The sequence below is a fragment of the Paraburkholderia eburnea genome, from assembly GCF_002917095.1.
In the GTDB taxonomy this organism is placed as follows: domain Bacteria; phylum Pseudomonadota; class Gammaproteobacteria; order Burkholderiales; family Burkholderiaceae; genus Paraburkholderia; species Paraburkholderia eburnea.
This window is the reverse complement of record NZ_PQGA01000012.1, coordinates 120,568-133,833: the sequence shown is the minus strand read 5'-3', so window position 1 is coordinate 133,833 and position 13,266 is coordinate 120,568. Positions and strand designations below refer to the sequence as shown.

The following is a 13,266-nucleotide window of genomic DNA, read 5'->3' as shown; positions in this document are numbered from 1 at the left end:
GCGATGTGTAGGTGTCTTGATCACTGACCGGTGAAACCACTGCAATCGCTACACATGTCGGCCGAAAGCACGTTCGACGCGCCCAGTGAATTCAGTGCGCGGGCAGCCACACCACGGTCAGCGACTTCACGCCTTGCGCGCCCTGAATGAGCACGCCTTCGATATCGGCCGTCGCGGACGGCCCGGTGACCAGCGCCGCATAGCGCGCATCGCGAAAGTCATCGCGCCGGTACGCGTCCTGCAAACCCGCGACGAGCGCGCCAGGATCGAGCAGCACGTAGAGATGCTGCACCAGATAGCCGAGTGAATTGACGATGTACTCGCGTTCGCTGAGCCACACGGAGCCTGTTTCCGCCACGCCAAAGCGCGCCCGCACGACGCCCACCTCGACATCTTCGAGCGACGCGGGCGGCGTGCTCGCGTCGATAACGCGCGTGCCGGGCACCTCAAGCGCCGCCGAGGCGATCGACACCTGCGGACCGAGCCGTTCGCGGATCGCGGCCAGCACGGTTTCGCCGGACGCCGCTTCGAGTTCCTTGCCGCCCATGAGCGTTAGCGCAGCCGCGAAACGCGCGCGCAAATCGCCCGGCGGCGTATCGAAGAGCGGTACTTCAGGGCGCGCCTGGGGCGCCGGCTGCGCGGCGCGTACGCGTGCGAGAAACGCTTCACGACTCGCCATCGCCGCCTCCCGGGGTTTGACTCCCCTTGCGGTGCTTGCGATACCACGCATGGAACGTGGTGCCCGGGGCCTGCGGCAGCGTGCGCTGCTTGCCCCAGATATTGAGCGGGTTGTAGAGCACGAAATTCGGCAGGCGTCTAAGCGCGCCGTCGAGCGACGATACCGCGCCGCGATAAAGCTTGGGACTGGCAAGCAGACGCCCAGCCATCTTCAGGACTTCCTGCTTCACGAACGGCACGGCATGCTGGGCGGCGATGACTTCGCGCCACTGGTAGATCTGCTCGTGAATATTGATCTTCACGGGACACACGTTCGTGCAACTGCCATTGAGCGTGGACGCGAACGGCAATGCACTGAAGCGCTTCAGATCGAAAGTCGGATTGATAATCGCGCCGATCGGCCCCGCATAGGTGCTGCCATACGAGAGACCGCCGCTGCGCCGATACACCGGACAGGTATTCATGCACGCCCCGCAGCGAATACACTTGAGCGAGTACCAGAAGTCCGGCATCGCAAGACGCGCGCTGCGGCCGTTGTCCACCAGCACGAAATGCAGCTCCGCGCCCTCGCGCGGCGCGCGAAAATGCGAGGTGTATTGCGTGATCGGCGAGCCGAGTGCGCTGCGCGACAGCATGCGGATGAACACGCCTAGATCGGCAATACGCGGAATCAGCTTTTCGATCCCCATCGATACGATATGCACCGGCGGCACGTTGGCCGAGAGATCGGCGTTGCCTTCGTTGGTGCAGACCACCACCGTGCCCGTTTCCGCCACGGCGAAGTTGCAACCCGTCATTCCGCCGGTCTTTTCGCGCACGAACCATGGACGCGTGTTCATGCGCTGGCTTTGCGCGAGATAGTGAATGTCGTTATTGGCGGGATCGGTACCGATGGTGCGGCCGAATACGGCGGCCACATCGTCACGCAGTTTGTGCACGGCGGGCACGACGATATGGCTCGGCGGCTCGCCGTCGAGTTGCTGGATGCGCTCGCCCAGATCGGTTTCCATCACGGCGATGCCGCGCTGCTCCAGATACGGCCGCATTTCGCATTCGTCAGTGAGCATCGACTTGCTTTTCACGAGCGCCGTGATGCCGCGCCCGTTCAAGATTCGAAATACCGTCTCGTTGTGCTCGCCCGCCGTGTCGGCCCAATGGACCTTCACGCCGTTCGCTTCTGCCGCGCGCGAGAACTGGTCGAGATAATCGGCCAGATGCGAGAGCGTGTGCGCCTTGATGCCCGACGCCAGTTCGCGCAGCGTTTCCCATTCAGGGATCGCGTGCGCCTGCGCGTCGCGTTTCATGCGCAAATCCCAGAGGCGTTTGTCATGAAAATCGACGTGTTCCGGATGGGCCAGAAAGCTGCCGGCGAGCTTGGCGTGTTCGACACGTTTCGATGAAGTCGGGGGCCGATTCGACGGTTTCTGTGGCGTGCTCATTCGCGTGCTCCGTTGAGGACCTGGGCGATATGAATGAAGCGCACATCGGCTTGCATGCGCTCCGCGCAGCCTTGCTGATGCATCAGGCAGGACATGTCGCCCGATACGATATATTGCGCACCCGCGCTGACGTGATCGACGATCTTGTCCTGCCCCATGCGCACCGACACGGCCTCTTCGGTGACGGCGAAAGTGCCGCCGAAGCCGCAGCATTCGTCGGGACGTTTCGGCTGCACGAACTCGATGCCCTTCACGCTGCGCAGCAAGGCGAGCGGCTTGGAGAACGGCGTGCCCGCGACTTCGGAAATCGACGCTTCGTGCAAATGGCGCAACGCGCTGCAACTGTTGTGCAGGCCCACGCGCCACGGAAATTCGGCCCACGGAAATGCGCGCACGCCGAGCACGTCGTGCAGGAATTCCACCAGTTCATACGTATTCGCGCGCACGCGGCGCACTTCGTCGGTCTGCTCGATCGCGGTGAAATGATCGCGCACGTGATTCACGCAACTCGCCGACGGCCCGACGATGTAGTCGTAACCCGCGAAGGCGCGCGCAAAAACGCGTTCGGTGCCCGCTGCCTCGGCCTGCGCGCCGCTGTTGGCCATAGGCTGGCCGCAGCAGGTCTGGTCGAGCGGATAGTCCACCTCGCAGCCAAGCCGCTCGAGCAATTCCAGCGTGGCGATCCCGACTTCGGGATAAAACGCGTCGATGAAACAAGGGACGAACAAGGCGACTTTCATGCGGGGGCTCGCGCGGAAAGCGGACCGGACCATTCTAGCGCCGTTCCGCGCAGCAAGCGCTTAAAGCGGCACGGCCTTCCCCGGAGCCATGCCGCAGTGCAACGAACGCGATTCGAGTGGCCTGGCCGATCAGAAGTTGTGGCGGATGCCCGCGATGATCGTCAGTTGCTTGTCGGTATCCGAATTCACCACATTGGGGATTTGTGCGAGATTGCGCGTGCCGCCCGATGCATCGATACCCAGTCCCGCCCCCGACGACTTCTGGCCAATCGCCACCGCATACAGCGCCGTGCGCTTGGACAGGCTGTACACCGTGCCCAGATTGATCTGGTGGATACGCGTGGACGAACCATCGCTCGGGTGCGCGTCGTTGAAGATGTACGCGAAGCCGAACTGCAGCGCAGGCGAGAATTGCCACGTCGTATTGAGTTCGGCGATATCGAAAGCGATATTCGCGCCCTGCGGTTGCGCCGTGCTCGCGAAATACTGGCTTTGCGAAAAGCGCGTATGCGTGTAACTCAGCGCGACCGTGATTTTGTCGAAGGCATACGAACCGCCCGCGCCCCAGATATCGACCTTTTGCGCATTCTGCAATTCGCAATACGAGGCATCGGCATTGGCGCAACTCAGGTCGCCGATATAGCCACTTTCCCCGCCCAATGCCGCCTGGAGCGGATTATGCAATTGCAGATAACCCGCCGAAAGCGCGATTGGCCCGTTGGCGTAGTTTGCCGCGAGCGACCAGCCGCGGTTCTGCGAGAAATTGCCCGCCACGCCGCCCAGGCTGAAAAGGCCGCCCACGGTCAACCCGCCAAAGCTCGGGCTGATGTATTTGATCGAATTGTTGAAATTGAACGCTTCGTTGAGATTGTCCACGTCGCCGAAATGCGAGCCATAGAGCGTGGCCCAGTTATTACTCGACGCATAGGCGCCCATATAGTCCGAGAACGGATCGTATTGGCGGCCCAACGTGAGCGCACCATAAGTGCCGTTCGAGAGCCCCACCCACGCATCGCGATTAAAGAGCGTGCCGCTTTGCAGCAGCGAGCCGTTCTGCGTGAGGATGCTGTTTTCCAGCGTGAAATTCACCGTGGTGCCGCCGCCGATGTCCTCGCTGCCCGTCAAGCCCCAGCGCGAGGGCACGAGATTGCCGCCGCCCAGTTGCCAGTTCGAATGGCCGTCGGTGTGGCCGTCCGCGTGTGTGGTCTGCTGGTTGGTCGAATAGACGAGGCCCGCGTCCACGGTGCCATAGAGCGTGACGGAGGACTGCGCGTACGCGCCCGTCGTGAAGGTGGCGAGCGCGCACGAAGCCAGCGCCAGCGCCGCGCGCGTGACGAATTGATCTGCCATGTCGTTGTCTGTCTTGTCGAGGTGTGAGAGTGCGGCGCGCTCGATACACGGCGCGCCGCCCGCAGTTGAACTGCCGCAGTTGGACTTTTTGAACAGGACTACATATCGATTGACTCAGACGGCGCAAGCCGCCGAAAAGATTCCGCCCTACTGACCGAAGCGCGTGTAGACGTCCGGACGGCGGTTCTTGAGCATGAAGGCGAGCGCGATACCCGCCAGCGCCACGGCCAGCACGATCCACGGGAACGAGCGCACGATCACGCTATCCGACCCGCTTAGTGCATCGAGGTTGCCAATCAGCACGAAGCCGATCCACAGCAGCCCCAAGCCGCCGAGAATCGGCGCGACGAGTGCATGCCAGAGCCTCGTATCTTTTTTCGTGGCGCGGAAGTACGCGGCCACCGAAAAACTCGTGACGGCTTGCAGCATGACGATGCCAATGGTGCCGAGCGCCGAGGTGCAGCTAAACACGATGTTGAACGGATCGGCGCCCGCGACCACGTAGAGCGCGACCGGCACCGCCACGCTCAGCGTCTGCAGATAGCTCGCGAGATACGGCGAGCCATACTTCGCATGGAGACGGTCGAGCTTCGCGGGCAAGATGCCTTCGACCGACAGCGCGTGAATGTAGCGCACGATCGTGTTGTGGAACGACAGCAGGCTCGCGAAGATGCTGGAAAGCAGCAGCAGACTCATCGTCGTGGTCATCGCCCCGCCCAGGTATTTCGTGGACTGGATGAACCAGAAGTCGCCAGGCTGTTTGGTCGCCACGTCCGCCACGTCCTTGAGGCCATACGCGCACACGATGGCCCACGTGACGAAGGCGAAGAACACGAGGATCAGCGTGACCGACACATAGGTTGCGCGCGGCACCGTCACCTTGGGATCGCGGCATTCCTTGCCATAGATCGCCGTGGCCTCGAAGCCGATGAAGGACGCGAGCGCGAACATCACCGCAATGCCCATATGGCCGCTGAACACATGCTGCGGCGAAAACGGCGCGAGCGTGAGGCCATCGGGGCCGCCATGATGGATCACGATGGCGATCGACAGCAGCAGCAGGATGCCCATTTCAAGGCACATCAGCACGCCGAGCAGGCGGCTGTTGAGGTCGATGCCGCGCAGACCCGTGATCTGCACGATAACGATGCATGCGAACGAATACGCGTACCACGGCATCGCGCTATGCAGCATCGGCCCGAGCACGACCGTGCAGAAGAAGCCGAAGAGACCGTACAGCGCGATCTGGATGCAGGTGTACGAGAGTAGCGCGACGAGCGCGCCGGCCATGCCGAGCGGCCGTCCGAAACCCGCCGTGATGTAGGCGTAGAACGCGCCGGCGCGCACGATATGCCGGCTCATCGACGCGAAGCCGACGCTGAACACGAGCAGCACGACGCCTGCAATCACGAAGGCACCCGGAATACCCGCGCCGTTGCCGAGACTGATGGCGGGCGGCACCGCGCCAAGCATCCCGGTGAGCGGCGCCGCTGCCGAGATCACGAGAAACACGATTTGCCACAGGCCGAGCAGACTGCGCTGCGGGACGGCCGCGCGGTCCGCGTCGGCGTCGCCGACAAGTCCGGCGCTTGAATACGGTTCGTTCATCGATGCCTCTGCTGGTGTCTGTTCTGATTGCGCCACGCGACACGATGAAGAACCGCGTGCCTCAGGCGCTCTGGGGACCGGATCTCGCGTATGCATTTCGAGATTCGATTGGAGCGCATGGTAGGCAGCTAATAAATCTGGCGACCTGGCTGATCGCGCCAAATTTTCGATAAAGTGCGCCAAGGCGACTGCGGGTTTTTACTTAACGGGATTTTGGCGCGGAAATTGATTCGGATGACGAATGGTTTTTAAGTGTGATTATTTCAGCAGATGATTTCCCTAAACAAACAAAAGCCTTACATACGGGACTATTCCGTTCTGTCCCAATTGCGCGTCGCGCGCCACAGCACCGTCGCATCCGCGTATCCCACCGCGCGCGCGACAGCGGCGTTGGTCATACCGTCCTGTTCGCGCAGCACGGCCACACTGCGCTGGCGCTCCTCGCGGATGATCTCGCGCACCGACGTGCCCGCCTCCGTCAAATGGCGCTGTAGCGAGCGGTTCGACAGACCCAGATCGCGCGCAATATCGGCCACCACGAGCTTCTCGCGCGCGAGGCGCCGCGTCACCAGATCGCGCACCTGATCGACGAGATCGTGCGGCACGGTATCGCGTTTGATGAGGTCGGTCGCGTGGCGCTCCATCATGCGCGCCATCTGCGTGTCGGCGCTTTTGAGCGGCGCGTCCAGATCGTGCGGATGCAGCACCACGCCGTTTTCAGGCTGCTGGAATCGCACCGGCACGCGAAAGATCCGCATATAGGGCTTGATATCGGCGGGCGCGGCGTGCTCGAAATGCACTTCCACCGGCATCCAGGACGCGCCGTACACGAGGCGGATCATGTGGCACATCGCGCTCATGCTGTATTCGGCGTCCTGGCGGCGCGGCCAGATCGACGCGTGCGCGACGCGGTAACTCCACATCGGCCAGGCGTTGTCGCGCACGAGGTCCACGAGCGTGCCGCTCTGCCATGACGCCAGCGCATCGGTGAATTTGCGGATCGCCGCGCCAAGCGTAGGCGACGACATGAACACGAGGCCAGCCGGCCCCATTTCAGTGAGCTGCAATTCGTTGCCCAGACGCAGGCCGAGACCCGGTTCGTCGAGCACCTGCGCCGCGCGCTCGAACGCGCCCACATAGCGCCCGAGCGGCACGATTTCATAAGGATCGGAAAGTTGCCGGCGGCTCAGGCCGAACTCGGCCAGCACCGCATCGCAGTCCGCTCCGGCGGCGTCCAGCGCTCGCACGATGGGGCCCATCACGGCGCCGCGAATCATCGGAAAACCATTGCCGACAGGGACTCTTTTCATGTCTCGCTCCATGGGGCCACATGTTCGTCGTGATGCACGTCGGCACACGCTGCGGCCGCTTCTCGTTTGATTGTTCGCTCTGTCTCTGGCGCACTCTATCGCCCCTTTGGCGCGTTCTGCAAGCGCGAAATAAATATGGCGTTTCTACGATTGCAGCACGACATCGCCCCGGGATTTCCTGCCCCACAAGGCTGCGGGCCTGCCGCTCCATCGCATCGTTTGCGGTCCCACGTCATCCTTACGAAACGCTTATGAACACGAATCCGAACTCGCATCCGCTCGACCCGCTGAGCCTCGCCGAAATGCAGCTCGCCTGTGACATCGTGAAGGCCGCCGAACAGCTCGACGAATACGGCCGCTTTCCCGTCACCGAATTGCAGGAGCCTCCGAAAGCCGAAGTGGTCGCATGGAAACAAGGCGACTATTTTTCGCGCCGCGCCTTCGTGATCGCCATCGACCGCACGCGCAGCCAGACGATCGAATTCATCGTCGATCTGCGCGAAAAGAAGGTGCAATCGCGCACGCCGCTCGCGCTGCAAAGCGCGCCGTTCGGCCAGCCGCCCGTGATGATCGAAGACTTCATCAACGCCGAGCGCATCGTCAAGGAAGACCTCGCGTGGCGCGAAGCCGTGAAAAAGCGCGGCCTGTCCGAAGCCGATCTCGTCAATGTGCAGGTCGATCCGTTTTCGGCCGGCGCTTTCGATCGCCCGAGCGAAGGCGGCCGCCGCCTCGTGCGCTGCGTGAGCTATTACCGCGAGAACCCGACCGACAACGGCTACGCGCATCCAATCGAAGGCGTGGTGGCCGTGGTCGATCTGCTCGAACAAAAGGTGATCGACCTGGTCGACGACGGCCGCATCATCCCGATTCCCAAAGCGAAGCACAACTACGACACGCCGAGCCTGGGCAAGCCGCGCGACACGGTCAAGCCGCTGTCGATCAGCCAGCCCGAAGGCCCGAGCTTCACCATCGACGGCTGGCAGGTTGCCTGGCAGAACTGGACATTCCGCGTGGGCTTCACGCCGCGCGAAGGGCTCGTGCTGCACCAGATCACCTGGGACGACGGCAAGAGCGCCGCGCGCCCCATCATCTATCGCGCGAGCGTGACGGAGATGTGCGTGCCCTACTCCGATCCGACCACCAATCACTACTGGAAAAGCGCCTTCGATGCGGGCGAGTACGGCCTGGGCAAGCTCGCGAACCAGCTCGAACTGGGCTGCGACTGTCTGGGCACGATCCGCTATTTCGACATTCCGTCCGCCGATGATTTCGGCAACAGCTTCACGATGAAGAACGCCGTCTGTCTGCACGAAGAGGACTACGGCACGCTCTGGAAGCACTATGAATTCCGCACCGGCGTGTTCGAAATGCGCCGCTCGCGCCGCCTCGTGATTTCGTTCTTCGCGACCGTCGGCAACTATGACTATGGCTTCTACTGGTATTTCTATCAGGACGGCACGATCCAGCTCGAATGCAAGCTCACGGGCATCGTGCAAACCTCGGCGGTCGCCGATGGCGACGCTTATCCGTGGGGCGGCATGGTGACCGAAAATCTCGGCGGCCCGACGCATCAGCACTTCTTCAATGCGCGTCTGCACATGATGGTGGACGGCGAAAAGAACTCAGTCACGGAACACGAATTCGTGCCGCGTCCGATGGGCGGCGACAATCCCTACGGCAACGTATTCGACACGACGAAGCGCGTGCTCAAGACCGAGCAGGAAGCGGCGCGCAACGCCAATGGTCAAACGGGCCGTTACTGGAAAGTCGTCAATCCGAACGTGAAAAACCGTGTGGGCGCGAACCCCGGCTACAAGCTCATCATCAACGATTCGCCGCTGATGCTGGCCGATCCCCATTCGAAGGTGCGTCAGCGCGGCGGTTTCGCGACGCGTCACGTATGGGTCACGCCTTACGACACGACGCAGCGCTACGCGAGCGGCGACTATCCGAACCAGCACGCAGGCGGCGACGGCCTGCCGCGTTATATCGAAGCGAACCGCAACGTGGAGAACGAAGATATCGTGCTGTGGCACAGCTTCGGCCACACGCATGTGTGCAAGCCGGAGGACTTCCCGGTGATGCCCGTGGAGTACGCCGGCTTCATGCTCAAGCCGAATAACTTCTTCTACGGTAATCCGGCGATGGATCTGCCGGGCGGTCGCGATCCGCATAGCGTGCAGGACGGCGCGCCCGATGCCGCGCCGTCGTGCTGCGGCAGCAAGAAGTAAGGGCACGTCATGGGGCGCGCGACGGCATTCTGGTGCGCGGTAACGGGCGGCGCGGCGGCGCTCGCGGCAGGCATCATGCTGGGCGCGATGCAGGCTGGCGCGAGTGCCTCGGCATTCGCCGCGAACGCCCTCGCGCTGCTGGCGATGGCGTTGCTGCCGCCGATGTTCGCGCGCCGCTTCGGCTCACGGGCGACGCTGCCTTGCGCCGCTGCGCTCGTGCTGACAATGGGCGCGATGAGCTTTGCCGCCGCACAGGCACGCGCGGGCGTAACGCAGGGTGCGTTGCCGCTCGCGCTTGCGGGTTTCGCCATGCTGATGGCAGTGCGTCGATTTAATTCGGATGCCTTATCGGAGTTGGTTCCACCCAAGCTTCGAATCAGATTCGCACGCCCTGACAATGGCGCGCTGATCGGCGCTGCGCTGCTTGCCGGCATATCGAGCGGTGTGCTCGCGCGCTTCCAGCTTTTCGCGCTTTGCGGTGCGGGGCCGTTTTCGCTCGCACCGCTGCTCTTATCGCTCGGCGCGGCCATCGGATTCGGTGCAGGCCTTCAACACATCGGGCGCCATCACGCATTGCTGCTCTTGTTCTCGCTACGCGGCGCGCTGCTCGCAGCGCTAACGCTCGACGCAACCTCACCATGGTCTCTCTACGCGGCGCCCACCTTCGCCCTGCTCGACGCGCTCACGCTCCCCACGTTGTTGCGCAACGATCACGCGAACCACGCCACACAAGGCGCTTGTCCCGGCATCGCGCATCACGTCGGCATGCTCGCCGGCGCGGCATTCGCGACGACCTCGTGGGGCTTCGGCCAGGGCTTTTACGCGCTGTTTTCAGGTGCCGCCGCACTCAATTTCGTGTGTGCATCGACACAGATGGCACGCCGGAACGCGCACTCGAACACCCACGCCGTGCCCTCCCTCCGAACCACCGCATCCAGCGGAATCGACTTCCACTAATCATTCCGATTACCCCAATCAGGAGACGCAATGGACCGCCAGGACTTCACGCATACGATCCGCACGCAGATGTTCGTCGATGGCCGCTTCTGTGCAAGCGCCGACAATCGCACCTTCGCCGTGTTTGATCCAGCCACGGGCGCTGAAATCGCCCAGGTGCCCGACGCCGCCAACGCCGATGTTGACGCCGCCGTGCAGACCGCGCGCCGCGCCTTCGCGGCCGATTCGTGGCGACGTCTGCCGCCCGCCGCGCGCGAGCATCTGCTGCTCAAGCTCGCCGATCTCATCGAACGCAACGGCGACGAACTCGCCGCACTCGAAACGCTCAACCAGGGCAAGCTGCTCGGTTTCTCGAAGATGCTCGAAGTGGGCGGCAGCGTGCAGTGGCTGCGCTATATGGCGGGTTGGGCCACCAAGATCGAGGGCAGCACCGTCGATCTCTCGCTCGCCTTTCCGCCGGGCGTGCGCTACAACGCCTCGACGCGCCGCGTGCCGGCCGGCGTGGTCGCGGCGATCGTGCCGTGGAATTTCCCGCTGCTGATGGCCGTGTGGAAGATCGCGCCTGCGCTTGCCTGCGGCTGCACCGTCGTGCTCAAGCCTGCCGAGGAAACCCCGCTCACCGCGATCCGCCTCGCCGAACTCGCGCACGAAGCGGGCTTTCCGCCAGGCGTCTTCAACGTCGTGACGGGCCAGGGCGAAACGGCCGGCGCGGCACTCGTGCGCCATCCGGGCGTGGATAAAGTCACGTTCACAGGCTCGACGGAAGTGGGCCGCATCATCGGGCGCCAATGCGCCGCCGATCTCAAGCGCGTGTCGCTCGAACTCGGCGGCAAAAGCCCGGTGATCGTGCTCGACGATTGCGATCCGCAGCGGGCGATCGAGGGCGCGGCGGGTGCGATTTTCTTCAATCACGGTCAGGTCTGCACGGCCGGCTCCCGCCTCTATCTGCCGCGTGCGCGCTTCGACGACATTGTCGAAGGCATCGCGCAGGTCGCGCGCAACACCGTGCTGGGCTCCGGCTTCGACACGGCCACGCAGATGGGGCCGCTCGTTTCCGCGCGCCATCGCGACAAGGTGGCGGGCATGATCGCGCAGGGTCGCGACGAAGGCGGCGAAATCGTGGCGGGCGGCGGCAACGGCAATCGCGCGGGGTTTTTCGTGGAGCCGACCGTGATCGCCAACGCCGCCAACAAACCGCTCACCGTGGTGCGCGAGGAAGTGTTCGGGCCGGTGCTCGTGGCCATGCCCTATGACGATGTCGAAGAGGCCATCGCCGCCGCCAATGCCTCGGAATACGGTCTGGGCGCGAGCGTGTGGACCAACCAGCTCGATCGCGCGCTGCGCGTGGTCGATGCGGTCGAGGCCGGCACCGTCTGGGTCAACACGCACAACATGGTGGACCCGGCGCTGCCCTTTGGCGGCTTCAAGGCGTCGGGCATCGGCCGCGAACACGGTCGCGCGATCATCGACGCCTACACCGAGACGAAATCGGTCTGCATCGCCTATTGACGCTGGCCTGGCTTCGTCCCCGGTTCGACTTGATGCGATTGTTAATCGAAATGGAATGATGAAGCCCGCCCCCAGGCAATGATCGGGGGCGAGATTTCCTTCATGATCGAGCCCATTCCAGCTTCATTGACCTATTGAACCGAACGGAGCCCGATCATGAACAACTCGACTCAATCCTCGGCGCGCGGCGTCGCTATCGTCACGGGCGCCTCGCGCGGCATCGGCGCGGCGGTCGCGCTGCGCCTCGCGCGCGACGGCCATGCCGTCGCCGTCAACTACGCCTCCAGTGCACAGGAAGCCGAAGCATTGGTGGCGCAGATCGCAGCCGTTGGCGGCCGCGCCATCGCCGTAAAAGCCAATATCGCGAAGTCGGCCGAAGTGCGTCATCTGTTCGACACCACGCTCGAACAACTCGGCCAGCCGTCGGTGCTCGTCAACAACGCGGGCGTCATGAAGCTGGCGACGATCGCCGAATCGACCGACGCGCTCTACGACGAAATGTTCGACATCAACGTGCGCGGCACGCTCAACACGATGCGCGAAGCCGCCACGAAGCTCGCAGACGGCGGGCGCGTGATCAACTTCTCGACGACCGTGCTCGCGCTCAATCTGCCCGGCTACGGCCTCTACTCCGCCACCAAGGGCGCGGTCGAGGCACTCACGCGCGTGTTCGCCAAGGAATTGCGCGGACGCGCGATCACGGTCAACGCCGTGGCGCCAGGACCGGTCGCCACGGCCCTCTTCCTCGAAGGCAAAACCGAGGAGCAGATCCGCCACTTCGCGAGCCTGCCTCCGCTCGAACGCCTCGGCCAGCCCGAAGATATCGCCTCGGTGGTGTCGTTCCTCGCCGGGCCGGACAGCGGTTGGGTGGACGGACAGACGCTGCGCGCCAACGGCGGTCTCGCCTGAACGGCACGCGGCGCCGCCCGCAAAACAGGGTGCTAAACTCGGGGGTCGAATTCGGGCCGCAATCGTGCCATGACGCGAACGACGCAATGGCATGAAGTCGGCCCGGCTTTCATTGCACCTACAACGACTCCCGACCATGTATCTGTCCATCCTCGCCGTCGGCATCGGCGGCGCGCTCGGCTCGCTGTTGCGCTGGGTGCTCGGCCTGCGCCTGAACGCCCTGCTCCCTTCGCTGCCGCTCGGCACGCTCGCCTCGAACATCATCGCGGGCTATGTCATCGGCGTCGCGCTCGCGGCGTTCGCGCGCGTGCCGGACATCGCGCCACAATGGCGTCTGTTCGTGATTACGGGCTGCATGGGCGGGCTGTCGACGTTCTCGACCTTTTCCGCCGAGGTGGTCGCGCATCTGCAGAATGGGCGTTTCGGGTGGGCCGCCGCGGAGATCGCGATTCACGTGTGCGCTTCGGTGCTGATGACGATATTGGGTATCGCAACGGTCGCCGCGGTGATGCGCTGATGCGCTGATTGCGTGCAT

Annotated in this window: 11 protein-coding genes; 5 read left to right on the top strand and 6 right to left on the bottom strand. The window is 63.5% G+C overall.

Annotated features, from left to right (window positions below; all coding sequences use genetic code 11):
* Positions 1-91 precede the first annotated feature (91 nt).
* From B0G62_RS20735 to B0G62_RS20710, 6 genes are all read right to left on the bottom strand, one after another.
* Complete coding sequence (locus B0G62_RS20735) at positions 92-679, bottom strand: LutC/YkgG family protein (protein WP_103706086.1); 588 nt, start codon at positions 677-679, stop codon at positions 92-94.
* Complete coding sequence (locus B0G62_RS20730; RefSeq protein ID WP_103706085.1) at positions 666-2,117, bottom strand: lactate utilization protein B; 1,452 nt, start codon at positions 2,115-2,117, stop codon at positions 666-668. Before B0G62_RS20730 ends, B0G62_RS20735 begins: the two co-directional genes overlap by 14 nt.
* On the bottom strand, positions 2,114-2,857 hold the full coding sequence (locus B0G62_RS20725; RefSeq protein WP_103706084.1) for a (Fe-S)-binding protein: 744 nt from the start codon (positions 2,855-2,857) through the stop codon (positions 2,114-2,116). Before B0G62_RS20725 ends, B0G62_RS20730 begins: the two co-directional genes overlap by 4 nt.
* A 129-nt stretch (positions 2,858-2,986) precedes the next feature.
* Positions 2,987-4,207, bottom strand: coding sequence for a porin (locus B0G62_RS20720; RefSeq protein ID WP_103706083.1), 1,221 nt, complete (start codon positions 4,205-4,207; stop codon positions 2,987-2,989).
* Between the two features lie 147 nt (positions 4,208-4,354).
* Positions 4,355-5,815, bottom strand: coding sequence for an APC family permease (locus tag B0G62_RS20715; RefSeq protein ID WP_103706082.1), 1,461 nt, complete (start codon positions 5,813-5,815; stop codon positions 4,355-4,357).
* Between the two features lie 308 nt (positions 5,816-6,123).
* Positions 6,124-7,125, bottom strand: coding sequence for an AraC family transcriptional regulator (locus tag B0G62_RS20710; RefSeq protein ID WP_103706081.1), 1,002 nt, complete (start codon positions 7,123-7,125; stop codon positions 6,124-6,126).
* Positions 7,126-7,376: 251 nt separating this feature from the next.
* Between B0G62_RS20710 and B0G62_RS20705 the strand changes: the two genes are divergently transcribed.
* The 5 genes from B0G62_RS20705 (at position 7,377) to crcB (ending at position 13,248) form a co-directional block, all read left to right on the top strand.
* Positions 7,377-9,356, top strand: coding sequence for a primary-amine oxidase (locus B0G62_RS20705; protein WP_103706080.1), 1,980 nt, complete (start codon positions 7,377-7,379; stop codon positions 9,354-9,356).
* 9 nt (positions 9,357-9,365) lie between these two features.
* Positions 9,366-10,313 (top strand): hypothetical protein, encoded by a 948-nt coding sequence (locus tag B0G62_RS20700; RefSeq protein ID WP_103706079.1) that lies wholly within the window; start codon positions 9,366-9,368, stop codon positions 10,311-10,313.
* Between the two features lie 30 nt (positions 10,314-10,343).
* Positions 10,344-11,822 (top strand): phenylacetaldehyde dehydrogenase StyD, encoded by a 1,479-nt coding sequence (styD, locus tag B0G62_RS20695; protein WP_103706078.1) that lies wholly within the window; start codon positions 10,344-10,346, stop codon positions 11,820-11,822.
* 156 nt (positions 11,823-11,978) lie between these two features.
* Entirely contained in the window at positions 11,979-12,731 is a 753-nt protein-coding gene (locus B0G62_RS20690; protein WP_103706077.1) for an SDR family oxidoreductase, read from the top strand.
* A 136-nt stretch (positions 12,732-12,867) separates the two neighbouring features.
* Entirely contained in the window at positions 12,868-13,248 is a 381-nt protein-coding gene (gene crcB / locus B0G62_RS20685) for a fluoride efflux transporter CrcB (RefSeq protein ID WP_103706076.1), read from the top strand.
* The last annotated feature ends 18 nt before the right edge of the window (positions 13,249-13,266 follow it).